The organism is Microbulbifer maximicatervae (SeqCode) (assembly GCF_052468095.1).
Window position 1 is genome coordinate 4,862,999 of the sequence record NZ_CP174332.1, and the last position, 25,808, is coordinate 4,888,806.

Sequence of the window (25,808 nt, forward strand, 5' to 3'; positions counted from 1 at the left end):
GACATTAACTGTATGATATCTATTAGAAACTCTTTCTTTCATATGTTATACAATTCTGCCCTACGTCAACATTCTGTGAGGACTTACATTATATCTACAATGTAAATATGAGATCCTGAAGGTAATTATTTGTTGAAAAATTTCTATTTAATATAGATACCCACCAACCATTTAGGCACGGTTTTCAACGCTCAGACTTCGATTGCGCCCAATTCTTGTGCGTTACTTAGAAAAAGTAAAACTTTTAAACTTCTATCTTCTTTTTTATCCCCCCTAATATCTTTTTTTTACGTCTTCAATCTAGTTGGGCCCCAAGGAAGGCAGTTTTGGCCTTGAAAAAAATAATAGTGAGCATAAGAGAGAGAAACTCAGTATGATGATGCGCCTTCGTAAACAAAAAAATTTGATTGCTCAAGCAATCCCCGCCGCAAACCCTAGCGACTATTCAACCCCCTGGTACAGTGTGGCGATTGCCTGTTTGGTAATAAATACTGCATCTGTGGCAGCATTTGCCCAGGAGGGGCAAGGGGACAAGCCCAGTAACTATTCTGGTTCGGCTATTGAAGAAGTTACGGTTACCGCACAGAAAATTGAGGAAAGCATTCAGGATGTGCCTATTGCAGTCTCTGCGCTATCTGGGGATAACATGGATGCTTTAAAGATTGAAGGGGGCAATGAACTGCTGCGAGCCGTTCCCAATGTTAACTTCTCCAAAACAAACTTTAGCTCATACAATTTCTCTATTCGAGGAGTGGGAACTCAGTCAATTTCTGCCAGTAGTGATCCTGCCGTTGCAGTAAGTTTTAATAATGCTTCTTTAATCAGGAATCGTCTGTTTGAGCAGGAATTTTTTGATGTACAGCGGGTAGAAGTTCTGCGTGGACCTCAGGGCACATTATATGGTCGTAACGCCACTGCTGGTGTGGTTAATATGTTACCAATCATGCCGGAAGATGAATTCGCCTCAGAGATTGAGGTTGAAGTGGGCAATTATAATAGTAAGCGTACCAAGGGTATGTTGAATATACCGCTGGGTGAAACTATGGCTTTCCGCTTTTCTGGAGCCATGACCAAGCGGGATGGCTTTGATTACAATACTTATACCAAAAATGATGTTAACGACCGGGATCTCTACTCCACGCGTGCCATTTTTGAATGGACTCCCAGTGATAAGTTTAATGCTAATTTGATTTGGCAACACTTTGATGAAGATGACAAGCGATCCCGCACCGGTAAGCAGCTTTGTACTACTGACCCCGGTGATGCAATGGTCGGTGATACGGAAACAACACAGTTTACTCAAGCAATGACAAGTCAGGGCTGTTTGCCTAGCTCGCTATATAGTAGTGATGCTTTTAGTGCACCCAATGGGGCTGGCCTTGCTTATATAGTTGCACCGACAATGCTTATCCACCCAAATCTTTTTCAAGATGGTAGTCTCACAAACCTCCCAAATCCCTACAGTGGGGTTGATCAATCACGTGATTTACGTGAAATATCCACTAGTTTTGACCCGGTATTTCGTGCAGAAAATGATTTAGTACAACTGAATTTTGAATGGGCTTTATCTGATACTCTGACATTTTATTCTCAGTCTACCTATGCTAAGGACGATTACTACTCATCTCAGGACTATAATCGTTTTACAACCGGCGCGGTCTTTACTGACTCAGCAGAACTTGGTGATAGTTGGGCATTAGGCCCTACACCTGGAGGAATTTATACCGACCCACAACTCGGTGCCTCTGATGGTATTTTGGCAGTAGATATAAGCCGCTCTGATAATGAACAGTGGAGTCAGGAGTTCCGTTTGCAAACAGCTTTTGATGGCCGCTGGAATTTCTCCGTTGGTGCAAACTACCTGAATTTTGAAACCCAGGATGATTACTTTGTTTTTAATAACATGTTCACCATGATTTCTGAATATGTTTACAGTCGGGGATACGATGAAGATGGCAATATCATTCCGATAAATTGCATTGACCCCGCCACAGATTTATCTGGGGATGACTGTATATATGTAGACCCTAATTCGTTAAACAATGTTGATGAAATGGGTCATAATTATTTTCTTAGCCGTAATTTGGTAGAAACTAGTTCCTGGGCTGTATTTGGTGAGGCATATTGGCAAATTACTGACGATGTAAAACTTACCACTGGTCTACGTTATACCAATGATGAAAAGACCACAAATCCTGTACCTAGCCAGTTATTACTTGGTAATTATTATGAAGATGGTGATACTTATTCAGGTCGCAGCTCAGGTGGTTATTCCAATATGGGATATCCTGAGGGTGAGGAGTTTTCTCAGGATTGGCAAGAGTATACCGGGCGGGCGGTGCTAGACTGGCGAGCAGATACTCCCTTTACCGATGATACTATGTTCTACGTTTCTTTTGCCCACGGTTATAAAGGAGGCGGTTCTAACCCACCACGGGCCGTGATTGATCCAGCGCGGGTTCAATACCAAGATTTACCTAATACTTTTGAACCAGAATTTGTAAATTCCCTTGAGTTCGGTACCAAGAATGTTTTGCTTGATGGCCGTTTAAACTTAAATGCAACAGCTTTCTATTACGACTATACCGATTACCAGGTTTCCCAGATTGTTGATCGTATCGCATTAAATGAAAACTTTGATGCAGAAAGTATGGGACTGGAGTTAGAGCTGGCATGGCAAATGACAGAGAGCACCAGGATGAATATGAATGTGGGTTACTTGAGAACCCGCATAGCAGAAGGGGAGGAATCCATAGATGTTATGGACCGCACCCAGGGAAATGAAGACTGGACAGTTCTACGGCCTAGCTTACAGGTACCCTCCAACTGTATTGCTCCGGTAGAATATGTAGAAGCTGCTATGACTGCCTTGGAAGGATTTTTTGGTGTAGTCCCCCTTTGGGCATTATGTGCGGGCTCACAGCAATGGGGCGTTTACTCTGATTCTATTGAAAATCCAAACTTCCGATGGGATCAAATGCTGGCTCTTTTCGGTTACGATCTGGGCGAATATAACCCACTTACTGATGCCCCCAATGGCGGACGTGGTTTTTCTGCTGATCTAAGTGGCAATGAACTACCAAATGCTCCTAAGTTAACGTTTAACTTAGCAGTGGAGCATGTCATTCCCCTTTCAGATTGGGAATTAGCTTTACGTGCAGATTACTATCGACAGTCTGAGAGTTATGCGCGGGTTTATAATACCGAGTATGACCGCTTAAAAGCCTGGGATAACTTCAATGCATCAGCGACCCTAACCCATCCGGAATCAGAATTGCAAATGCAGTTATATGTGAAAAATATCTTTGATGATACGCCTATCACAAGCGCCTTTACCAATAGTGATGACTCCGGCCTTACTACCAATGTATTCACCCTGGATCCGCGTATTATAGGCTTTAGTCTAAATAAGCGTTTCTAATTTTTATATTTCCAGTAAGGCACTAATAGTTCTATAGTGTCTTACTGGTTTTTCAGACTGGCTATGCCTGAAAACACCTCTATTTCTAACCTTCTTTTCACTCATATAAATCATCGATCAATCGTGTAGCGGGCGGTTGATGATTGTTTGCTAGGACTAGCCACACACCTCCCATTTTGGGAATAGCCTAGTCTCTCTGCATTGTCTTCTTATTAAGGCCTAAAGTAACTTTGAGCCAAAAATGCAAGTTTATACAATCTATAAACAAATAGTTAGGTAAAACTATATAGCCGTACATTTGATACATTATTAACGTGCCGAGTTAATAAAGCGAGCGGGTCAACTAATGGCAGGCATATTAAAAAAAGAGGATAAGAATTTTTTTTCAGATAATGATTGATATTTAGAAACAGATATCTTGGTTTTTTTATGAATATACAGACGGGGAAAAAGTAGAGCAGCCAGTACTTTCTGACTACTCTACTTTAGATATTGACCTTTTAAAGGTTACTTATGGCACGAAAGATGCCTGGGGATTTGTGGAGATAGTACCGGTTATTTTGCAGTCGCTACCAATACCAACGCTTGGGAGTACCGCGGCATTAAAAGTAATTTCTCCGGTAGATTGGTTAAAACTACCGGTAATATCACCAAAACAATTGCCGGTAATAGCTGCAACAGTTACATCTTTTAGGGTAACGGTATTCCCTGCATTACCTACCAATGTATAGGGCAGATTGGTAAAGCTAACTGCTCCACAAAGGAAACCAGTATTCAGTGACAAGCTGCCCACAGAGGCGTTACCTGCTGAATTTGTAGTAGAACTACCGGATAGACCACAAGTAAGGTTTATACCCTTAGATACTTTTATATCACCGACATTGGCCAGGCCAATGGTACCTTGGGGAGACCAGGTGTCAGCGGCTGCACCGGTGCTAACAATTGTCAGGGCGAGCGCGGTAAGGATCTTTTTCATGTTCATTATTTCCTATTTTTAGTAATTAGAATAGGTAGAAGTATGAATACGCTGGGTATTCATCCCTTACGGGTAATGCATCTACATTAATCATCGCTGGAGAAGCAAAAAATTGGGCCCACTTAAACTGCAGTAATATTCAACTTCCAAGTCCTCTTATCTCCACTCCTATAAGACGCTTTTCTCCGTCAGTTCGGAGGGATACAAATTTTGATAAACATGGTATTTGATGCCAGTTTTAGTTATATTTTTTCCGTGAGGATAAATATCGGGAGCGCTTATTAATTTTATGAATTAATAAATTACTTAATGATTTTCATTTATTCGTGAATATATTTATTTATAATAAGTAAGCCACAATCTGGGGGCGTAAAACTCTTTATCTTTGCCTGCTTATCCTTAATTTCTTGTTACTAAATTTGAATATTTTTCAAATATTGAATTTCCAGTAATCGAAGGTTTTAAGATAAATATTTTTGTCTCCTATCGATGTTCGAAAATCAGATAGACCTCAGGCGATAAAGTGGCATAGAAAGTAGCGTTTTTAGGAAAAGCAGAGTGCTACGAGGAGCGGCAAGCGCAGAGTGGATGAAAGAGAGATTTTAGCGTATGACTCACATATCCAAATTGATGTTCAAATGATCAATTTGGTTTTGTACTTCTAAAAGTTGCTCAGCTCGTTCTAGGGTTTGGCCTTCAATTTTTGCTAACGGATTATCTCCTCACCAAAATCTATCTCTAGCTCTTATTACGCCAGTATCCCGTGATCTTGAGTGCATTGGCTTTATTTCGCAGCTTGGGTAATTCAGGTATTTGAGGGCCCTATCAGTAATAAACCGCTATTTATTTATCATATTAGGGATTTAATCACTGTGTCTTGCACTCAGTGCAGTATTGGGAGTTAGAAGAAATAGAGATAAGCATGGGGCGAACATGTGATTGAGGATAACGGTATTTATGGTTACCCTCTTTGCAGTTTGGAAAGAGACGGCGGTATCGCTCCGCCCCACCTGATGCTGATAGCCGTCTGCTTTAGCAGAAGCCAAGTAGAATCGAACGTAGTATTACTAAAAAATATTTAAACGCAACTGCGCTATTTATACTTATGGTCTCGAAGGGGATAAAGCAGTTATAAACTCACCCCACCTCCTGCACCTCACCATAAACATGATAAATCTCTGGCACCTGACCGCGGTCGTCCATCCGCATTCCCAGATCTCTAATCAGGCCGTCGCGAATATCGTAGATCCAGCCGTGCAGGCTCAGGCGTTGGCCTCGGTCCCATGCGTGCTGGACTATTTTGGTCATGGCCAGGTTTTGTACCTGCGCCATCACATTTAATTCACAAAGGCGCGCTGAGCGGGATTCTTTATCGAGGGATTCCAGCTCTTGCCGGTGGCGGGCGTAGACATCCTTGATATGGCGCAACCAGTTATCCACCAGGCCACATTCGCTGTGGCCCATGGCGGCCTGTACACCGCCACAACCGTAATGGCCACACACCACCACGTGTTCCACCTTGAGTACTTCTACGGCGTATTGCAGCACCGAGAGGCAATTAAAGTCTGTGTGTACCACCACGTTGGCGATATTGCGGTGAACGAACAGCTCCCCCGGTGCCATGCCCACAATCTCGTTGGCGGGCACGCGGGAATCGGAGCAGCCGATCCATAAATACTTGGGTACTTGCAGGCGGCTCAGGCGTTGGAAAAACTCCGGGTCCTGTGCCGTCCTATCCTCTGCCCAGGCGCGATTGCGCGCGAACAATTGGCGAATCTCTGCCACCTCAGTGGGCCTCCCCCGATAAATCCAGGCCAGAGATTTGCGCGGCCTGCACCATTTTTTGCAGGTAGTCGCTGGTCATCCGGCGGCGGCGTTTTTCGGTCAGGTATTCCTCGATTCGCTCCGAGACATATTCGTATTCCAGTGGGCGGCCCGGTTCGCATTGCTCCACATAAATCAGGTGCACACCGTAGGGGGTCTCCACGGGTTCCGCTACCAATCCGGTGCCCTGCTCGAACACTGCGCGCTCGAAGGAGGCGACGGTGTCACCGCGCCCCACTTGGCCGAGGCTACCACCGGCTTCGGAGGAGGAGCAGGCTGAGTGGGATTGGGCCAAACGAGCGAAAGATTGAAGCGGATTGGAGTCGGCGCGAATCTGTTCCAGCATATTCTCGGCTGCGGTGCGTGCCTTGGCGCAGGCCTCGGAGTCATCCGGTGCGGCCGGGATCAGGATATGGCGTACTTCTGCAAGGGGATCGGAGCGGAACTTATACGGGTGGGCTTCGAAGTACGCGCGGCACTCGGCGTCGGTTGCCGGGTTCACCTGTAGCTCGCCTTTTAATAGATCTGAGACTGCGCGATCGAAAGCCTCACTGTGCAAGTCTTCGTCGGCAGCGCAGAGCCCCTGCCCTGCGGCTCGATCACGTAAAAGCCAGCCGATAACCAGAGCGCGTGCGGCGCAGTAAATCGCCTGACGCGGAGAATCGGCAGGCTGGTACTGCATCTCTTGGTAAATCAGGTCGGCGGGGATTTCAGTTCCGTTGACGGCCACTACCTCGGCCATCTCAAATTCGCCGCCGGCAGCATCAGTGGCCAGTAATGTATTCATGACTCAACTCCACACTGGGCCCGCTCATGGCGGGCCATTTAATAGTTGCAGGGATTAGCGCGCGGCTTTGGCGCGAACTACCTGGTAATTGCGGCGGAAGTACTGCACCGGAACACTCCATACGTGTACCAGGCGGCTGAAGGGGAACAGCAGGAACAGTGTCATGCCGAGGAAAATATGCAGCTTGTAAATGATGTTCACTCCGCTGATCGCGGCAGCTGCACCGGCACCATCTAGCGTGACAATGGACTGAGCCCAAGCCATCAGTTTGAGCATTTCAGCACCGTCCATATGGCCGGCAGATACCACAATACTGATCAGGCCGAGGATCAATTGGGCGTAGAGCATCAGCAGTATGGCCAAGTCCATTTTGGAAGTGGTGGCGCGTACACGCTTGTTGGTGAGGCGGCGCTTAACCAGAATGGTGAGACCGATAAAGCAGATCACCCCGAAGAAACCACCGATCCCCATTGCCATCATCTGCTTGGTGGAAGCTTCAATGCCGAGGAAGTGCCACACTGCCTTGGGTGTGAGTAGTCCGACAAAGTGGCCCGCGAGAATAGCGATCACGCCGATATGAAACAGGTAACTGCCGATGCGCAATTGCTTGCGCTCCAACAACTGACTGGAGCCGGTGCGCCAGGTGTACTGATCCCGGTCGTAGCGGATCAGGCTACCCACCAGAAATACCGTGAGGGCGACAAAGGGGTAGATGGCGAAGAGCAGCGTATTCAGATAGTTCATCTTGTTACTCCTGTGGTGCGGGCTGGGCAGAATTCTGCGCGGCGTTGGCCCAGTTAAGGGGCTGGCCGTCGCGCAGCTGCGCATTGCTGGGCCGCGTTATTGACTGGTCGCAATTGTTGGCGCCGCTAAAGCTAACGGCCTCTTCCTCCCAGATCTTGTCCAGCGCCTCGGGGGTATCGTCACGTTCTTCGTTGGCGACTTCTTCCTTGAGTGCTGTCAGATCGACATATACCCCGGCCATCTGCAAGAGCGCATCCATCAGCAGGTGGTAGGGACTCTCACGCTTGGACAGACGCGCGCTCAACAGGGCTATCACATGGGTAATATCGTGAACCCAGCCGTAGGCTGCTTCCCCCTGGGTGGCACAGAACTCCAAGTAGGTGGGCAGGTAATCCGGCAGTTCGCGCTCATTCAGCTCAAGGCCGGCGCTGCGATAGCGCGCGGTCAGGTCTACCATGGCTTGGCCACGGTCACGGGATTCGCCGTGGATATGCTCGAAGATATGCAGGGATACAGCGCGGCCGCGCTCGAACAGACCGTCGTATTCGCTCTGCCAATCGAGCGCATCCATACGCTCGTAATGAGAGATAAATGCCAGCAGCTTGTCGCGCAACGGAGCATCCAGATCCTCTGATTCAGCCAACCAGCTGGTCAGCTCATCCAGGTGCGCCACCAGCTCATCGGACGGGTAATCCAGCAGGCGGGCGATCAGGTTTAGTACTTTCATCGGTATTCTCCGCTCGACCTTAGTCGACTACTTTGGCGGGTATTACTTCGCGCACTGCGTGCTGCTTGCCACCGAAAATATTGGTGCTGTCGTTGCCGGTGCTACAGCCGTTGCCGAAGCTGAAACCACAAGAGGACTTCATGTCGTAGGCGTTTTCGGCGTAGGCCTTATGGCTTGAGGGCACCACGAAGCGATCCTCGTAATTGGCCAGTGCCATGTAGCGATACATCTCTTCTACCTGGGCTACGGTCAGGCCGGCCTCTTCCAGCAATTCGCGCTCCTGAATACCGTCCACATGGATGCCGCGCATATAGGCGCGCATCACAATCATGCGTTCCAGGGCACGGGCCACTGGCTTCTCGTCGCCGGCGGTGAGCAGGTTGGCCAGGTATTGCAGCGGGATACGCAGGGTGGAGAGATCGGGGATCTCGGCGCCGCGACCCACGGTAACGGTTTCCACTTGGCCGGCCTGTACTGCGTTCTGGATCGGAGACAGGGGTGGCACGTACCAAACCATGGGCAAGGTGCGGTATTCCGGGTGCAGCGGCAGGGCGATCTGCCAGTCGATAGCCATCTTGTACACCGGAGATTTTTGCGCAGCTTCGAGCCAGGCTTCGGGGATACCTTCGGCGCGGGCAGCTTCCTGGACCTTCGGATCGCTGGGGTCGAGGAAGATATCGCACTGGGCCTGGTAGAGCGCTTTTTCGTCTTCTACAGAAGCGGCTTCCTCGATGCGGTCTGCGTCATAGAGCAGTACGCCCAGGTAGCGGATACGGCCCACACAGGTCTCGGAGCAGATGGTTGGCTGACCCGCCTCGATACGTGGGTAACAGAAGATACACTTCTCAGATTTACCGGTTTTCCAGTTGTAGTAAATCTTCTTGTAGGGGCAGGCGGATACGCACATGCGCCAGCCGCGACATTTATCCTGATCGATCAGAACAATGCCGTCCTCTTCGCGCTTGTAGATGGCGCCGCTGGGGCATGCAGAAACACAGGCCGGGTTGAGGCAGTGTTCGCACAGGCGCGGCAGGTACATCATGAAGGTGTTTTCAAATTCACCGTAAATGTCGGCCTGCACCTGCTCGAAGTTTTTGTCCTTTTTACGCTTCTCGAATTCGGTGCCGAGAATCTCTTCCCAGTTGGGGCCCCATTCGATTTTTTCCATGCGCTCGCCAGTAATCAGCGAGCGCGGACGGGCTACCGGTTGGTGTTTCTGCTCCGGTGCCTTGTGCAGGTTCTGATAGTCGAAGTCGAACGGCTCGTAGTAGTCGTCGATCTCCGGCATATCCGGGTTGCCGAACAGGTTGGCCAGTACGCGGTGCTTGCCACCGATCTTCGGCTGCAATTTACCGTTCTTCTTGCGGGTCCAGCCGCCGTTCCATTTGTCCTGGTTCTCCCACTCTTTGGGGTAGCCAACACCGGGTTTGGTTTCGACGTTATTGAACCAGGCGTATTCAACCCCCTCGCGGGAGGTCCACACATTTTTACAGGTCACCGAGCAGGTGTGACAGCCGATACATTTATCGAGGTTCAGCACCATGCCTATCTGGGCTCTAACTTTCATTGCTACACCTCCTCTCGCGTCGGCTCTTTGACGTCTTCGCCATCCAGCCAATCGACCTTGTTCATTTTCCTGACCACCACAAATTCATCCCGGTTACAGCCCACAGTGCCGTAGTAGTTGAAGCCGTAGGACTGCTGGGCGTAGCCACCGATCATATGGGTGGGTTTCATCACCGCGCGGGTTACGGAGTTGTGGATACCGCCTCGGGTGCCGGTAGTTTCCGCTCCCGGTGTATTCACGATGCGCTCCTGGGCGTGATACATCATGGCCATACCGTCGGGCACTCGTTGAGATACCACTGCGCGGGCAGCAATGGCGCCGTTGACGTTGAAGATTTCGATCCAGTCGTTGTCTTCAATACCTGCCAACTTGGCGTCGTACTCACTCATCCAAACGATGGGGCCACCGCGAGACAGGGTGAGCATCAGCAGGTTGTCGGAGTAGGTGCTGTGGATGCCCCACTTTTGGTGCGGGGTGATCCAGTTCAGCAGGATCTCCTTGTTACCGTTGGGCTTCTGGTTCAACACCGGTTGCACGGTTTTCAGGTTGATCGGCGGCTTGTACACACACATGTTTTCGCCGAAGTCACGCATCCACTCGTGATCCTGGTAGAACTGCTGGCGGCCGGTGATGGTGCGCCAGGGGATCAACTCGTGCACATTGGTGTAGCCGGCGTTGTAGCTCACATGCTCATCTTCCAGGCCAGACCAGGTGGGCGAGGAGATAATCTTGCGAGGCTGCGCCACGATATCGGCGAAGCGAATTTTTTCGTCTTCCTTGGGCTTGGCCAAATGGGTGTGATCGCGACCGGTAATCTCACCGAGGGCTTCCCAGGCCTTCACGGCTACCTGGCCGTTGGTTTCAGGGGCCAGTGACAGGATCATTTCGGCAGCATCTACCGCACTGTCGATACGAGCGCGGCCATCGCGAGCAGTCTCATCTTTCCAAGTGCGGTTGAGTTTCTTGAGGAAGTCCACCTCGTCATCAGTATTCCAGCTGATGCCCTTACCGCCGTTGCCGAGTTTTTCCAGCAATGGGCCTATAGAGGTAAAGCGGTTGTAGGTATTGGGGTAGTCGCGTTCCACCTCAATCATGCTCGGCGCGGTAACGCCGGGGATCAGGTCGCACTCGCCTTTCCACCAAGCCTGTACACCGAACGGCTGGGCGATTTCTCCGGGGGTATCATGGTGGATTGGCAGAGTCACCAGATCCTTTTCCACCCCCAGGTGGCCATCGGTCAGGTTGGAGAATTCCTTCGCTATGCCTTTGAAAATTTCCCAGTCACTTCGCGCTTCCCAGGCCGGGTCCACCGCCTTGGTGAGCGGGTGAATAAAGGGGTGCATGTCTGAGGTATTGAGGTCATCTTTCTCATACCAGGTGGCCGTCGGCAATACGATGTCGGAGTAGAGACAGGTGGTGGACATACGGAAGTCCAGTGTCACCAGCAGATCCACTTTGCCCTCGCTGGGGGCGTCATGCCAGGCCACGTCTTCTGGTTTTTTGCCGCCTTCTTCACCCAGGTCTTTGCCCATCAAACCGTGCTTGGTACCAAGCAGGTGGCGCAACATGTACTCGTGGCCCTTACCAGAGGAGCCGAGCAGGTTGGAGCGCCAGATAAACATATTGCGCGGGAAGTTCTGCGGGTTATCCGGGTCCTGGTTGGCGAATTTGAGCGCACCGCGCTTGAGCTGCTGCACCGTGTAGTCTTTGGCAGACATACCGGCGGCGGCGGCATCTTTAGTCAGTTGCAGAGGGTTGATCCCCAGCTGCGGCGCGGAGGGCAACCATCCCATGCGCTCGGCGCGGCTGTTGTAGTCGATGATGGAAGCCTGCCACTTGCTCTTGTCGGCCAGCGGCGAAACCACTTCATCCATCTCCAGCTTCTCATAGCGCCATTGGCTGGCGTGGTTATAGAAGAAGGAGGTACCGTTCATATGGCGCGGTGGACGCTGCCAGTCGAGACCGAACGCGAGTGGGGTCCAGCCGGTCTGCGGACGCAGTTTTTCCTGTCCCACATAGTGAGCCCAACCACCGCCACTCTGGCCGATACAACCGCACATCATCAGCATATTGATGATCCCGCGGTAGTTCATATCCATGTGGTACCAGTGGTTGAGACCCGCCCCCAGAATTACCATGGAGCGTCCACGGGTCTTGTCGGCGGTGTTGGCAAACTCACGGGCTACCTGGATGACATTCTCACGACGACAGCCGGTCACCTTTTCCTGCCAGGCGGGGGTGTAGGGCTTGTCTTCGTCGTAACTCTGAGCACAGTTGGGGTCGTCGAGGCCGTGCTCGACACCGTAGTTCGCCAGGGTCAGGTCGTAGACGCTGGCTACTTTTAGAATCTCGCCATCTTTGTTTTGAACAAGCTTCACCGGCACCTTGTAGTCGATTACTTCATCGTGTTCGGTGTGCTGGAAGTAATTGTGCTCGTGGGTCTGGCCACCGAAATAGGGGAAGGCGACCTGTGCGATTTCATCGGCGCAGTCTTTGAGGCTGAGCTTCAGCTCCAACTCTTCGCCACTGCGACCATCGCGCTGCTCAATATTCCACTTGCCACGGCCTTCTTTCGCTGAGGGCTCTCCCCAGCGATAACCCATGGAGCCCTGAGGGGAAACCAGCTGGCCATCGTGATTAACACCGATGGTTTTCCATTCCGGGTTGTTATCCTGGCCGAGGTTGTCCGCCAGGTCAGAGGCGCGCAGGAATCGGCCCTGTACCAGCTTGCCATCGCGCTCTTCCAGGGTCACCAACATCGGCATATCGGTGGTGGTGCGCACATACTCGGTGAAGTAGGCGCTGGGCTTGTCGACGTGGAATTCTTTCAGGATCACATGGCCAAAGGCCATCGCCAGGGCCGCATCGGTACCCTGGCGCGGTGCCAGCCAGGTGTCGCCAAACTTGGAGCACTCTGAGTAGTCAGGGGTGACCACACAGGTTTTGGCGCCCTTGTAACGTACTTCACTGAGGAAATGCGCATCCGGGGTACGGGTTTGAGGCACATTGGAGCCCCATACGATCAGGTAGTTGGAGTTGTACCAGTCGGCGGACTCCGGCACGTCGGTTTGCTCACCCCAAACCTGCGGTGAGGCGGGCGGCAGGTCACAGTACCAGTCGTAGAAACTCAGGCAGTTGCCGCCGATCAGAGACAGATAACGGGCACCAGCAGCGTAGGAGACCATGGACATGGCGGGAATCGGCGAGAAGCCGGTCACCCGGTCGGGACCGTATTTCTTGGTGGTGTAGACGTTGGAAGCGGCAATCAGCTCGTTAACTTCATCCCACTTGATCCTCACAAAGCCGCCCATACCGCGGCGCTCTTTGTAGGACTGCGCCTTGGCCGGGTCTTCGACAATACTGGCCCAGGCCTCCACCGGATCACTGTGTCTCAACTTGGCTTCGCGCCAGAGTTTTACCAGACGTTTGCGGATCTTCGGGTACTTGAGGCGGTTGGCCGAGTACATATACCAGGAGTAGCTGGCACCACGGGGGCAGCCACGAGGCTCGTGGTTGGGCAGGTCCGGGCGGGTGCGCGGGTAGTCGGTCTGCTGGGTTTCCCATGTGACCAGGCCGTCTTTGACGTAGATCTTCCAGCTGCAAGAGCCAGTACAGTTCACCCCGTGGGTGGAGCGCACAATCTTGTCGAACTGCCAGCGACGACGGTAGCCATCTTCCCAGCTGCGGTCGTCATTCGTCTTTTCCCCGTGTCCTCCGGAAAAGGGCTCTTTTTGTTTCTTCAGATATTTCAGTCGGTCCAGGAAATGGCTCATGCGGTACTCCCAGGGCATCGGCATGCGGTTAAAGCATCGGTTTACCGGGAATATAAAAGGGAGGGACGGCGGGATCACCTGACCAAAAAGGGGTAGAAAAGCGACGAACTACCCCCGAATAGGTAGGGAAACGACGCCAGGGGGCCGCTATGGTGGAGCCCTATCCCAGCAATAACAGGGCCTCTGTGTAAAAAACAGGCGCCAGGTTAAATTATGTGCAAAACTGGCGATCTTTAGTGGTACCCACAACTTTGTGCGCCAATGGACGGCACAATAGAGATCAGCCATCCACAACCGCCCCAGGGCGAAGTGAATCCGATATGCTGAACCGAATTCGACAGTCCATCGTCTACCGCATCGGCACCCTGATGCTGCTCACTGTGCTGGTAGCACTGAGCTCTATGGTGGCGTCCTATATTATCTCCGATGCCGCCGAAAACGATGCCGCCGCCGTTAACCTGGCCGGCTCATTGCGGGCTATGAGCTACCGACTCGCGGCCACTGCACCCTCTGGGGATGTTGAAGCCACAGCTGAGTTGGCAGACGAGGTGACCGCACGCCTGACCCGGGTACTCGGCATTTCCGACTTCACTGCCAGCGATAACCTGCCCGCAGCGCGCAATTACCGCAAGGTAATCGAAAGCTGGGAGGGAGAAATCCGCCCACTGCTGGAGTCCATTGCCGCCGGGCGCACTTCTATGGACTCCTTGCAGTTAGCCAACCGCCTGGAGCCCTTTATCAGTGATGTGGACACACTGGTGTTTGATTATCAGACCATCGCCGAGGAAAAAATAAGCCTGCTGCGTTTGGTGCAGGTGGGGTCACTATTTGCCATTGTAACCCTGGTGTATCTCTCCCTGTGCATATTGCACCGCTCTGTGGAGCAGCCTCTCAAGCAGCTGACCAATCGCTCCCTGAGCATCGCCCAGGGAGACTTCAACCAAAACCGTCTGGAGATTAACAGCGAGGACGAGCTGGGGGTTTTAGCGCGCACCATCAATTATATGAGCGATGAAATTCACGCGACCCACCGGGATCTTGCCCATCGCGTGGAGTTGAAAACCTCCCAGTTACAGAAGAGCCATAAAGCGCTGGACTTCCAGTACCGCCTGGCTCGACGGATCAGCGAGGGGCCGCTCTCGGGAGCGGAATTGGGCCAGTGGCTGGGAGAGTTCGCCAATGTCGCCAGCCTGGACAACCTGGATCTATGCCTGATGACCCCGGAGGGCGAGGCCCCCTACGAGCATCTGGTACAGGGGCTAGGCAACACTCAGTGCACTGGTAGTGAATGCCATATCTGCGTAAACACCTGCGGCCCCTCCGATGAAGACCAACAGCGCGTGTACCGATTCCCACTGGAAGTGGACAAACGCAATTACGGCGTACTCACCTGTACCCTGCCCCGAGGCGAGAATCTTGACGAAGAACAGCAGCAGCGCCTGGCTACCTTTGCCGACAGTGTCACTGCAGCCATCGCCATCAACGAGCGGGAGGCACAGGAGCGCCGTGTTGCCCTACTGGACGAGCGCGCAATCATCGCCCGGGAGCTACACGATTCCCTGGCCCAATCCCTGTCCTATCTGAAAATTCAGGTTACCCGACTCAACCGCGCCAATCGCAGTGAGCAGGTGGACAAGTCCAAGGTAGAGGAGATTATTACCGAGCTGAAAGAGGGCCTGGATTCCTCTTACCGCCAGCTGCGCGAACTGCTCACCACCTTCCGACTGCAAATAGGTCCCGGCGGCCTGCGCAGTATCCTGGAGCAATCTATCCTCGCTTACCGGGAGCAGCACCCGCAGATTAATGTGCTGCTGGATTACCATCTGGACGAGGTGCCCCTAACTCCCCACGAGGAAATTCACCTGTTACAACTGGTGCGCGAAGCCTCGCAAAACGCTGTGTACCACTCCCAGGGCGATATGGTTCAGATCAGCCTGACCCAGGCCGACAACCACTCCCTCAATGTACGCATCCTCGACAACGGCATCGGTATCAGCAACGCGCCGGAGAAACGCAATCACTTCGGTATGTCGATCATGCAAGAGCGCGCCAGCAACCTGAATGGCAATCTGAATATCCGCCGCCGCGACGAAGGGGGCACCGAAGTGCGCTTCAACTTTATTCCCCTCTACGCCCGCGAGCGGGAATTGGTGTGGAAAGACGTGGGGTGATAACTCTCTACCTTTATGAAAGGTCACTTGGGGCGAACACATAAGTGCCGCCCCTATCATTCGAAATCCGCCAGTATCTTTATTATTAAAAAGGAAGAAGGAGAGAATACACCGCGCTCGGGACCCGATGAGGCATGGATGCCGATTAGGAGCTTACAGGGATGTATTCACTGCGTGTCTCGAGTGCGGTGTATTTTTTCCTTCCACCCCAGTAGTAACTATCTTCAGCGACCTTATTACCTATCCAAGCGCTCTCCCATCCTGAAGCCCCTCCGACACCCAAGTAGCTATCGTCAAAAATACTGACTCTTAAATTGACCCCCAAGGGCCAATAGCGAGCCCATATGCTACAAGTACTTATCGCTAGCCTATCCCGTGATTCACACCAATGACATTGGTGAATATCAGCCCCCTCGATGGCCTGGCACCCAACCATTCCATCAAGCAATGACTATATCGATTTAATAGAGAGGAGAGGTTTATGAAACTGAGTTCATTGCCCAGAGCCACTTTCTTAATGTTGGCAGTATTTCTGCTGGCTTATTCTGCATTCACGATTTCCGATAGCCATAACAAAAAAGAGAAAGATCCATCAGCTGCCAAGCATGGGGCTGGTGGTGAGAAAGCCTGGTCCAAAGCGGGCAATGACAAGATGTTCACCATCTTTAAATCTGATTTAACCACCGCTAATGAGAATATGCTCGGCAAGAAGGTGAATCCACAAACCCCCAAAGATGCCGATGGATTCTTTATTGGCGCCTACGACAAACAGTCACATATGTTGCACTTTATGGTGGGCTACAGCGATCTATCAAAGGGCGGAGTGGCAATGTCGCACTTCCATATGCAATGTGCAGGCGATGGCAAAGAGCCCCCTATTTGCAAGCCGGGTAAACCCAGTGGCCCGATTATTCAAACCATCTGCGGAATGCCCAATCATCCGGGTATGGTTCCCGACTGGCCCGAGACTAAAACTGACAAGGGCAAGCACGGCTTGGCAAAAAAATGTGCTGAAGGCACCAGTGGATATATTATGGGTAAATGGATGGTGGAGGAGCCCTATCGCAAGGCGCTAATGGATGGGAAGGTCTTTGTTAACTTGCATACCCAGCTGGACCCCAAGGGTGAGGTTTCCGGTCTGTTAACAATGGACAAGTAGATTGTAAATTTACTGACGCGTCTATAAGCCAAAATTTACTGCTGAGACAAGAAAAGGCTGGGCTTCGTTATGTACAAGCCCAGCTTTTTTATATCTACCTGAAAATTGTTAATTAACAAAAATCAGAATTTTGCTGTAAGCATCAACCAGAGCTTATCGGTATCTTCACTGTAATCTTCTGCATTGTAAGCTGCGTATTTTACCAACGCTGAGAAATATTCATTAAACTCGTGACCGTAACTGATATTCCACTCAGTCCCGTAATCTGCTGAACCTTCATTGGCCTCAAAACTGTGGTAAGTAATTCCCAAATCTCCCCCGGCAAGCGCCAAGCTGGCACCGAGATATAAATCTTCAACACCATCCGCTGGAGTTTCAATGAACTTATCTGTGTAGCCCTGGAATTTGTGTAGTGTCGCCAGTGGTGTGCTAAAACCCACACCGTCGTCAGAACCCAGAACTTCATAACCCAATTTGCCTTTTACTGGCCCTAATGGCGCGGCAACTTCAGCAAGGTAATAGTCGGCTGCAAAATTACTGGGATTATTGCCGATATCCTCCTGGCGGGCATAACTCAGCTGAGTTTCAAACAGGCCAAAATCTCCCCGGTAAGCGGCACCGAAAGTACGGGATGAGAAGCTCTCAGCATTATCCAGGTCCAAGTTGTAGAAGAAGGCAGTTAACTTATGCGCTTCTACCAATGGATAGCTGGCATGAAACAGTTGAATATCCCCATCCAGGTCCGATAAGTCACTGTCTTCACCAAAAATACGGTTTACGTTGTAGATATAGCTGTAATCCAGCTGTAACTCCCCTTCCCCGCCAAATTGGTAGCGCAGGCCGTCATACGTCTGTTCATTCTGGCGCCAACCCACGCCACCGATAAAGCGCTGATCATCCAGGTTAATTCGCTGTCGACCAGCAATCACCATGGAGTTAAAACCACTGTACTTTAAATAGGCTTGATTAACCTCTGTGCCCTGGGGGTCGACAACCACGGGGTGCTCGGTATTGCCATTCACGGTGGAATTGTAATTGTCGTTGCCAATTTCACTAATATTATCCACCTCAAAAAACGCATCAAAACCTCGGTAACTGCCACTGGTCCAATTCAGGCGGGTTCTCAAGGTTGAGGCGATAGCAACATCGTCCATATTGTCCTGATCAACATTTTCTATCCGGTAGCGAAGATTTACCCCCGCCTGCCCTGAAGTCAGGGCATCAGTGAGTGTGGCGCTTTCATTCTCTGCTGCAATTCCCTGAGAGCCGGAAATGCCAAGGATGATGGCCGCGATTACGGTGGATAATTTCTGTTGTTTCATTCGCCGTTCCTTTGCAAAAGATTAAGTAGAAGGCAACCGCTGAAACAGGATTCATTCCATAAAATAATTCCAATATTCAGCAGCCATCCCAGGTGCGAGGGCATTATGCAGCTCAAGTAGCAACTTAGCTATTGATATAAATCAGTGGAATTGTCTTCTTCTAAAAATATGCAACTTTTTTAAAATTTAATTTAACTGAGAAACATCAACCACTTGAAGTAAGATTTTCCATAGTTAAACAAAATAGGCAAAATCAGCTTAATGGGGCATTTTTAACAAATTTAACTAATATAGGCATTCAAAAATTATTAGGAACAACGGTCACTATGAGTGAAACAAAAAGGGATACCATGAAGCCACCTCAATAAATCAAATAATTTCAACTTAAACACTTGCAAGAATAGTATTCAACGCTAAAAATAATATTTAAAATCTATCCAAAGAAAAAACTAAGTGGGAGAGAGTTATGTCTGACTACACCGTATCTTTCTTTAGCCCAGTTACACAAGAAAGAGCTTATCTGGCAGTAACTGAACAAATGCCCAAGTGGTGGACTCCCACAAGCGCTCCATTTTTGGCCGTTGATGATGTCGCCAAAACTGGGTTTAAAGGGAAATCATATTGGATATTTCGCGCCAAAAGATTAATACCTATGCAGCTGATAGAACTCGAATGTATACAGTCTTTTATGATCTCAGAATATGTTGATGATCCCAAAGAGTGGGAAGGAACCACACTACGTTTTGAATTTAGCAGTGCCAACAATGGAACCAAAATCATATTCACTCATATTGGCCTATCCCCTGACATTAAATGCTGGGGTATGTGTAAGAGTGGTTGGGACCACTATCTACTCGGCAGCTTGAGGGACTTCCTGGAAAGTGGTGATGGCAGGCCAAATAGTTATTGATACTACGGGGCTGAGTTCGTGACGCCGTTTACGTATTAATACCTGAGCTGACCTGGCCGTAACAAAAGAAGAGATCAATAACTACGAAATCCAATAGTCAGTTATTGATTTTGACAATTGTAAAATCTATGGAATTTTACACGGATTTGACTACTTAAACGGTATTTAAAAATCCATGCTATGCATTATTAAGTAGATAAGTGTTTGAACTTGCAGCAATCCCCATCAAGGGATGGGGATTGCCAAACTTAATCAAGTGTACCTGAGTTTATAACTCTTCAAGGGTTTCCGACAGCACACCCAACTCCATATCTACGTTTTTCACGTCCATATGAGATGGTCCTGCAATCACTGGATCCCAGCCATCCTCACCTTCTAAACGCTGGCAGAGTTCATCTATCTCACAAATAACACCATCATTATCGACATCAGTACCAGCCATCACTCCAAAGCCGGATTCCGAGGTCGCATCTAATGGTGGCGAGGTGTAGCTATAGCTTCCCAGTTCAGGATCATAAGTTGCCATCACCAGACCAACAGCTTCGCCCGTTTCAACATCTACAAACTCCACATATATGGCACCAGCATAAGAATCTGAAGCAACCTCCTCACTGATAACCTGCACCGACACCCACAGATCAAATCGGGTATCTGTAGATGCTGTAAAACTGACGGTGCCGGTATAACGTCCGGCTTGCATGGCATCGGTGTCTACAGCAACTCGATAACTACCAAGTCCGCTTGATTCCTCACCCAGATAAGTAGCACTTAACCAAGAATCTGACACGCTAACTTCAGCCACCGAAACTCCCGATGTATCGGCGAGCAGCTCAATATCCAGCTCGGTCTGGGTCCACAACTCTCGCTGGTGACCATTCTCGACATAGAGGCGACCAGACATAGTCGAGCCAGTGGCTTGGGCTCTTGCCGAGGCAACAGCGAGCTCCGCATCAATTTCGCCATATCCGTATAGGGGGTTTGGTGTCTCGCCGTATGAAACCTTAAAGTCTGTGACTAGACCATCAAAGTCGTCAGGAGTCATCGCTTCCCATTCCTCTTTCATCAGAGCAATAACACCAGCCACGTGGGGTGCGGCCATAGAAGTACCTTGCATCCCTGTGTAGGTAAATTCTATTTCCCCGTTTTCGGTCTCTCGCCCAACGGTACTTATCACTCCACCATCAACAAGATACCCCTCAAGCCTTCCCCCTGTTTCTCCCCCTGGTGCGGTCACATCAACAACGGAGCCGTAATTGGTGTACCACGCAGGTTCACCTCCCTCACGAGTCGCAGCTACCGTCACAACCCCATCCAGACCAGCTGGAGAATAGTTAGTGGCATCAGACCCAGCATTTCCCGCTGCCGCAACCACTATGACACCAGCTGCACGAGCTGCACTTACCGCATCCTGCATAGTCTGGGAATAGCCCCACCCACCGAGGCTCATATTGATGACATCTGCTTTGCGATCAGGGACTGTACCGGAGTCATTGGCAAGGCCAGCCGCAAAATATATTCCTTGCGCGATATCATAATCGCTCCCGCCGCCGGAACCGAGTACACGCACAGGCATAATTTTTGCGTCATAAGCAACCCCGGCGATACCAACGCCGTTATTTGTTGCCGCTGCAATAGTGCCTGCAACATGGGTCCCATGCCAGGAGTCGGAAGTGCCACCTGGATCATCTCCCGGATCTTCTGGGTTAGGGTCAATACCATCCCCATCCACTGCCATATTACTGTCACTGATCATATCGTAACCAGCAACCAGTTGGCCCTGCATATCCGGGTGCCCGGATAAAATACCTGTATCCAATACCGCGACAATAGCCCCTGTACCTGTAGAAGTTGTCCATGCATCCTGCACAGCAATTTGCGAGTAGTGCCACATACGCGAATACAGGGGGTCATTTACGGATTGCGCATGACGAATACGGTTTAGCTCCACGTATTCAAACTGGCCACTCGCATGAAGACGCTTAAGCGCATCAATGGTTTCTAATTTAAGCTTTTTTCCAGCAGGAACTTTTATACCAGCACTAATTAAATCGGAGGCTGCCCTGCTCGTCGTCATCAAACCAAGTCCGGCTGCTGCCTGGTTTGCATGCAGTAACATTGGTCGGTCAGCACCTGTTGTTCCCCTAATTGCACCTACTGAATTCAGTGCTTGAATGCCTGCATCCCTAGTATTCTTCTTAAGATGAGCAACAAGTTGCCCAGTAACAAAATTATCATTTGTCCGGATTCCATCGCTTAGGCTAGTTGTTGATGGGGCTGAAGATAATCTTATTCTGTACGCTGAGGCTCCCGAATAAGCATAGGCCGCTATGTAGTAAGTTCCATCTACAGGTACCTGAATAGATTCCGAATCTTGGACACCAAGTGAACTGTCGACCAAAGTGCCAGACTCATCTATGAGATAAAGATCAATATCCGCTCTACTATTAGTCCAGTCTTGTATATGCAGGAATATTTCCTGGTCTCCCTTCAAAGCAGTAACGTAGAAATCGTATAGATCTTCCGAAGAACTCCCAGTCGTGTTAGTTACGAAACCGGATACCTTACTGACACTAGAAATTGGCTGCGCATCGTTCATAGAACTATTAGATGCGTGCTCAGTATTTGAGTCATTGGTATCAGTATCAGCAAACACTCCTTGCGAAAGCGTCAATTGGCCTGAAACAGTAAACTCTCCATCACTCACCACCACAGTAATGGACTGTTCACTAGACAAGCCTGTTTGGTCATCCACCACAAGACGAACTTCATATTCTCCGTTTTCTTGGTATTCATGCTCGGGCTGTACACCCTCACCGGTATTACCATCACCAAAATCCCAAGTGTAGAGTAATTCGCTACTTTCCACATCTGTACTTTCTGATGCGTCAAACTTAATTGAACGAGATTTTGCATCTGGTTGACTGTACGAAAACTTTGCAACCGGCTGTGAATTTTTTAGTGCTGTAAACGTTATCTCAGCTGTATCTGTGGCTCCATCATTATCAGTTACGGTCAGCTTAATCGTGTAATCCTGATCCGTATCGTCGTCTGCATAAAAAGTATGCTCGACATCCTTCCCGCTCGCGCTATTGCCATCGCCAAAATCCCAGTGGTAGTTATTAATACTGCCATCACTATCACTGGACGCAGACGCATCAAATGTCACAACTGCCGGCGAGAGCCCAGACTCAGGAGATAAAGTAAAACTGGCTAATGGTGCCTGATTCACTTCAGGTTTTGATGACCCTCCGTCACCACCACTTCCGCCACCACCACATGCGGTTGTTATCAGGGCTAGCAATGGAACTGCTAGCTTTAGGAAATTTGTACTCATTCCTATAAATTCCTTTTATAAGTTTGTAAAAAGTTCATCAAGAAAAAATGTCACAGAAAGGGAAATTTAAAAAAGATATTCACGAGTCTGAGTATTGATGCCAAAGTCAGTACAAAAGCACCACTAAGACTTGCAGAATTCTCCTTTATTTTCCTTGTAATATGAGTAAGCTAAGCTTCTATGAAGGGAGGCTATAATAACCTAAATATATTTTTATTTGATAACTTAATTTTTTCTTTGAAACCTCTTAATTACAATCAACTACAACCTCCCAGTCATTGTCATCAAATTCCATTATTTGTATTTCCGTACCGGTGATATTCCGGATTACCTGGATATTGGTCAGAAAATGTTGGCTAGGATTTAGTGTTCGAAAACGACCACCCGCCCCTAGGGCCATTGGCAACAACAACTGATCAGCCAGATATACCCCAACCGGCACACCAGAATTTAAATATCCTTGCATCTGTGAGATTCCGCGCTGAGCAACTCGCTCGGCACTCAGCCCAAGCTCCCCCACAGACTCAAAAACTTCTGTGACCTTTTCAAATTGCAACCGCAGCGACAATAAATTACCCGGCCCCTGAGATTTCACTCGCTTTTGGTACAGGCGATCCGGTTGCCAGTCGCACTTATTGCGCACCTGCGCTAACTCCCGCTGGGCTACATGGGCGGGAATATGGGCAAAGGTAGCCACTGCTTCGCAATCCACAATTTCACCACGCTCTGTCAGCTCCAGTTTTGACAATTGCGAGACGGGCTGGACTCTAGCCCTCCAGGAGCCGCCTCCGGCTGGATAGAAGCCATGATTATCCAGAGCTAACTCTATACCGGCGCCCATTCGAGCCAATAGAGGTAAATAGGCCTGAGCTATAAAATCAAAACTGGGTGCACTTGCATTGTGAGTGCCGCCTTCAAAGCACAGCTCACTGGCACCATCGGCCAATAACAGCGGTAGCAACACGGTTTGAAACACCAAACTGGTACTACCGGCCGAGCCAATGGGAAAGTGGTATTTACCGGGACGCACTTTCCCCGGTGCAAAAGTAATTTCCGAAGCGCCCAATTGTTCGCCGCTGACTTCGGCATGGCTAATCGCTTTAGCTGCTCGCAAGCAGGCTAGGTGCTGACGCAACAAACCGGGTTTTTTACGACCTGCTCGAATATTCTTAATTCGAACCGGCACTCCCAAACAAACAGATAAGGTTAGGGATGTCCGCAAAATCTGTCCGCCGCCCTCCCCCTGGGCGCCGTCTATCTCAATCACTGTTTAATTCCTTAAAATTTACATCTTTTTTTGGTGAGTGGCGCCTTTAAGCCGTAGGGCGCAACTTCACCAATTCATTCATCACTCCATCGAGACCGCCATATACGGAAATCTTATCGATGCGGGTGCTGACCCGCTCCAAAGCTTCCAGTTCTTTCAAGCGCAACAGTACCGGGTTGTTATCCATCAGCTTGGCGGTATTGTGCAGAGATCGCATAGCTTGGGTTTCTTCCCGACGCTTAATCAGGTTTGCCTCAGATTCCTTCTGCGCTTCTACAACCTGATTGAGGATCATCTTCATATCGCCGGGCAAAATAATATCCTTGACCCCGACACTGGTAAGCTCGATACCAAATGTCGCCAGCTTGTCACGGATGCCGGTCGCAATCACAATATTCAGCCTGTCCTTATCGGCCAATAAGCTATCCAGGGTTTGTGTTCCCACAGCCTCCCTTAAGTGCAGCTGCAATTCTCGATAAATAAAACCTGTACTATCGCTGAGCTTTAGCGCCACCTTTTTTGCATCAGTGATTTTATAAGCGCCGGTTAAATTGACACGCAGGCTGACCCGATCCTTGGTCAGAATTTCCTGACCACAGACCTCGATAGTTTTCAGCCGCAAGTCCAGTACCTTGACTTCGATAGAGCGGTTGTATTTCCAGTAGCCATAACTGCCGGGCTGTAGCACCTTTTCCAACTTACCGTTGACCATTAATAGCCCCACATGCTCATCGGGAATCTCGTTGTAGCTTACCGCCTGAAGAGCGGTGCGCATTTGCCCAGCACGTACACCTCGCCCCAATAGACCCAGGACTTTTTTATCGATGGCATACTCCTCGGAGATATCCACGATTTCCACCCGCACAGATTCACCGCCTTTCCACACAGCGCGAAAAGTACCGGGTGGCAAAATATCTACCAAATGATTATCCCGGTAGAATAATCCCACTTGATGGTCTGACAATTCATAGGATTGCAGGTATTTACCAAGGATTTCACCGTAGGTGTTCAACAAAAATTTGGCTTTGATTTCACCGAATACCACATCGGTAATATCGTAAGTTTCTGCCCGTACATCACCGGACAATAGGGATATACGATGGCTGCCAGGTGGCAACACCCCTTCGAAACGGTTGCGGCGAAATAGCAGCACTCGCTCGCTATCCGCAACATCCACGTTCTTCCATATTTTGAACAGAGATATCATGGTTCTTATCTTTTATTCCATTTCCATTCTGCGTTACCCCATGGGGCCGCAAAGGTGGGGCCCGTCCAGCGACTGGTGGTAAACCGTTTGTGCCGAGCAGGGCCCAGAGGCAGAGGAATTACGATTTTCCCCACATGGCTCCCCCTGAGCCTGCAGCCAAAATCCTTGGCCAGGGGACACAACCGTAAATCTTGCCGCTGGATCGCACAGGGCAGACCCACAATTAACGACACAGTTGCCAGAGTGCCTCCGCAGTAAATCGCTAAACCCTATTTACCGTATCGAGAGGCTATCGGACCCCAGGTAGATTTTTAATGGGGAGTCGAACCCCAGGCTCTCGCCTCTTACCAGGTCGTTTGGATAACGATAGGACTTTGGCAGGAATCGAACCTGCTACAAATCGATAAGTTATCGACTGCTCTACCAAATGAGCTACAAAGTAGGCGTTTGAACTTCTATCCCGTGGGTACACCTGCCGCCATAGGCGGTGATGCCAGGCCGGGATTCAGAACCGGCTCCGCTGACGGGCTAAAGAACTCAAACTCGGTTGCGGCAACCCGGCGAATTCGCCCGGCGGCCTGCATACTTTAGCAATTGCCTTAGTTCGGCCGATCCCTGG

General features: G+C 49.9%; 15 protein-coding genes and 1 tRNA gene. 4 read left to right on the top strand and 12 right to left on the bottom strand.

The window, feature by feature from the left end; all coding sequences use genetic code 11:
• Positions 1-646: 646 nt before the first annotated feature.
• A complete protein-coding gene (locus ACJJIL_RS21635) occupies positions 647-3,421 on the top strand; it encodes a TonB-dependent receptor (protein WP_445360736.1) in 2,775 nt (924 codons plus the stop codon).
• A gap of 511 nt (positions 3,422-3,932) precedes the next feature.
• Here ACJJIL_RS21635 and ACJJIL_RS21640 read toward each other — a convergent pair.
• The 7 genes from ACJJIL_RS21640 to ACJJIL_RS21670 form a co-directional block, all read right to left on the bottom strand.
• The gene (locus ACJJIL_RS21640) at positions 3,933-4,397 is read right to left on the bottom strand and encodes a PraA/PraB family alkane oxidation protein activator (RefSeq protein WP_444911891.1); all 465 of its coding nucleotides are present in this window, start codon (positions 4,395-4,397) and stop codon (positions 3,933-3,935) included.
• Between the two features lie 1,137 nt (positions 4,398-5,534).
• Complete coding sequence (gene can / locus ACJJIL_RS21645; RefSeq protein ID WP_444895517.1) at positions 5,535-6,182, bottom strand: carbonate dehydratase; 648 nt, start codon at positions 6,180-6,182, stop codon at positions 5,535-5,537.
• A 1-nt stretch (position 6,183) separates the two neighbouring features.
• The gene (locus ACJJIL_RS21650; RefSeq protein ID WP_444892523.1) at positions 6,184-7,008 is read right to left on the bottom strand and encodes a peptidylprolyl isomerase; all 825 of its coding nucleotides are present in this window, start codon (positions 7,006-7,008) and stop codon (positions 6,184-6,186) included.
• Positions 7,009-7,062: 54 nt separating this feature from the next.
• Positions 7,063-7,752, bottom strand: a complete 690-nt coding sequence (gene narI / locus ACJJIL_RS21655) for a respiratory nitrate reductase subunit gamma (RefSeq protein WP_282930422.1) — start codon at positions 7,750-7,752, stop codon at positions 7,063-7,065.
• A 4-nt stretch (positions 7,753-7,756) separates the two neighbouring features.
• Positions 7,757-8,479 (bottom strand): nitrate reductase molybdenum cofactor assembly chaperone, encoded by a 723-nt coding sequence (gene narJ / locus ACJJIL_RS21660; RefSeq protein WP_282930423.1) that lies wholly within the window; start codon positions 8,477-8,479, stop codon positions 7,757-7,759.
• 19 nt (positions 8,480-8,498) lie between these two features.
• Positions 8,499-10,046 (bottom strand): nitrate reductase subunit beta, encoded by a 1,548-nt coding sequence (gene narH / locus ACJJIL_RS21665; RefSeq protein ID WP_282930424.1) that lies wholly within the window; start codon positions 10,044-10,046, stop codon positions 8,499-8,501.
• A gap of 2 nt (positions 10,047-10,048) precedes the next feature.
• Positions 10,049-13,819 (bottom strand): nitrate reductase subunit alpha, encoded by a 3,771-nt coding sequence (locus tag ACJJIL_RS21670; protein ID WP_444892521.1) that lies wholly within the window; start codon positions 13,817-13,819, stop codon positions 10,049-10,051.
• Positions 13,820-14,139: 320 nt separating this feature from the next.
• On the opposite strand from ACJJIL_RS21670, the gene ACJJIL_RS21675 reads away from it, so the two are divergent.
• On the top strand, positions 14,140-15,990 hold the full coding sequence (locus tag ACJJIL_RS21675) for a histidine kinase (RefSeq protein WP_445360737.1): 1,851 nt from the start codon (positions 14,140-14,142) through the stop codon (positions 15,988-15,990).
• A 481-nt stretch (positions 15,991-16,471) separates the two neighbouring features.
• Entirely contained in the window at positions 16,472-17,149 is a 678-nt protein-coding gene (locus ACJJIL_RS21680) for a CHRD domain-containing protein (RefSeq protein ID WP_413663990.1), read from the top strand.
• Positions 17,150-17,271: 122 nt separating this feature from the next.
• Here ACJJIL_RS21680 and ACJJIL_RS21685 read toward each other — a convergent pair whose 3' ends face one another.
• Positions 17,272-18,471, bottom strand: a complete 1,200-nt coding sequence (locus ACJJIL_RS21685; protein WP_444892518.1) for an alginate export family protein — start codon at positions 18,469-18,471, stop codon at positions 17,272-17,274.
• Positions 18,472-18,937: 466 nt separating this feature from the next.
• Between ACJJIL_RS21685 and ACJJIL_RS21690 the strand changes: the two genes are divergently transcribed.
• On the top strand, positions 18,938-19,381 hold the full coding sequence (locus tag ACJJIL_RS21690; RefSeq protein WP_445360738.1) for an SRPBCC family protein: 444 nt from the start codon (positions 18,938-18,940) through the stop codon (positions 19,379-19,381).
• A 268-nt stretch (positions 19,382-19,649) separates the two neighbouring features.
• Here ACJJIL_RS21690 and ACJJIL_RS21695 read toward each other — a convergent pair whose 3' ends face one another.
• The 4 genes from ACJJIL_RS21695 to ACJJIL_RS21710 form a co-directional block, all read right to left on the bottom strand.
• Positions 19,650-22,715 (bottom strand): S8 family serine peptidase, encoded by a 3,066-nt coding sequence (locus tag ACJJIL_RS21695; RefSeq protein WP_445360739.1) that lies wholly within the window; start codon positions 22,713-22,715, stop codon positions 19,650-19,652.
• Positions 22,716-22,962: 247 nt separating this feature from the next.
• Positions 22,963-23,982 (bottom strand): RNA 3'-terminal phosphate cyclase, encoded by a 1,020-nt coding sequence (gene rtcA / locus ACJJIL_RS21700; protein ID WP_445360740.1) that lies wholly within the window; start codon positions 23,980-23,982, stop codon positions 22,963-22,965.
• 46 nt (positions 23,983-24,028) lie between these two features.
• Positions 24,029-25,189, bottom strand: coding sequence for a slipin family protein (locus ACJJIL_RS21705; protein ID WP_445360741.1), 1,161 nt, complete (start codon positions 25,187-25,189; stop codon positions 24,029-24,031).
• A gap of 369 nt (positions 25,190-25,558) precedes the next feature.
• A tRNA-Ser gene (locus ACJJIL_RS21710) sits at positions 25,559-25,630 on the bottom strand.
• Positions 25,631-25,808: the final 178 nt, after the last annotated feature.

Excerpts from the sequence above, each read along its gene's own strand:
- ACJJIL_RS21675 (WP_445360737.1), top strand. The coding sequence starts at position 14,140 with ATGCTGAACCGAATTCGACAGTCCATCGTCTACCGCATCGGCACCCTG.
- narH (WP_282930424.1), bottom strand. The coding sequence starts at position 10,046 with ATGAAAGTTAGAGCCCAGATAGGCATGGTGCTGAACCTCGATAAATGT.
- ACJJIL_RS21640 (WP_444911891.1), bottom strand. The coding sequence starts at position 4,397 with ATGAAAAAGATCCTTACCGCGCTCGCCCTGACAATTGTTAGCACCGGT.
- ACJJIL_RS21690 (WP_445360738.1), top strand. The coding sequence starts at position 18,938 with ATGTCTGACTACACCGTATCTTTCTTTAGCCCAGTTACACAAGAAAGA.
- ACJJIL_RS21650 (WP_444892523.1), bottom strand. The coding sequence starts at position 7,008 with ATGAATACATTACTGGCCACTGATGCTGCCGGCGGCGAATTTGAGATG.
- ACJJIL_RS21705 (WP_445360741.1), bottom strand. The coding sequence starts at position 25,189 with ATGATATCTCTGTTCAAAATATGGAAGAACGTGGATGTTGCGGATAGC.
- narI (WP_282930422.1), bottom strand. The coding sequence starts at position 7,752 with ATGAACTATCTGAATACGCTGCTCTTCGCCATCTACCCCTTTGTCGCC.
- ACJJIL_RS21635 (WP_445360736.1), top strand. The coding sequence starts at position 647 with ATGGATGCTTTAAAGATTGAAGGGGGCAATGAACTGCTGCGAGCCGTT.
- narJ (WP_282930423.1), bottom strand. The coding sequence starts at position 8,479 with ATGAAAGTACTAAACCTGATCGCCCGCCTGCTGGATTACCCGTCCGAT.
- ACJJIL_RS21685 (WP_444892518.1), bottom strand. The coding sequence starts at position 18,471 with ATGAAACAACAGAAATTATCCACCGTAATCGCGGCCATCATCCTTGGC.
- ACJJIL_RS21695 (WP_445360739.1), bottom strand. The coding sequence starts at position 22,715 with ATGAGTACAAATTTCCTAAAGCTAGCAGTTCCATTGCTAGCCCTGATA.
- ACJJIL_RS21670 (WP_444892521.1), bottom strand. The coding sequence starts at position 13,819 with ATGAGCCATTTCCTGGACCGACTGAAATATCTGAAGAAACAAAAAGAG.
- ACJJIL_RS21680 (WP_413663990.1), top strand. The coding sequence starts at position 16,472 with ATGAAACTGAGTTCATTGCCCAGAGCCACTTTCTTAATGTTGGCAGTA.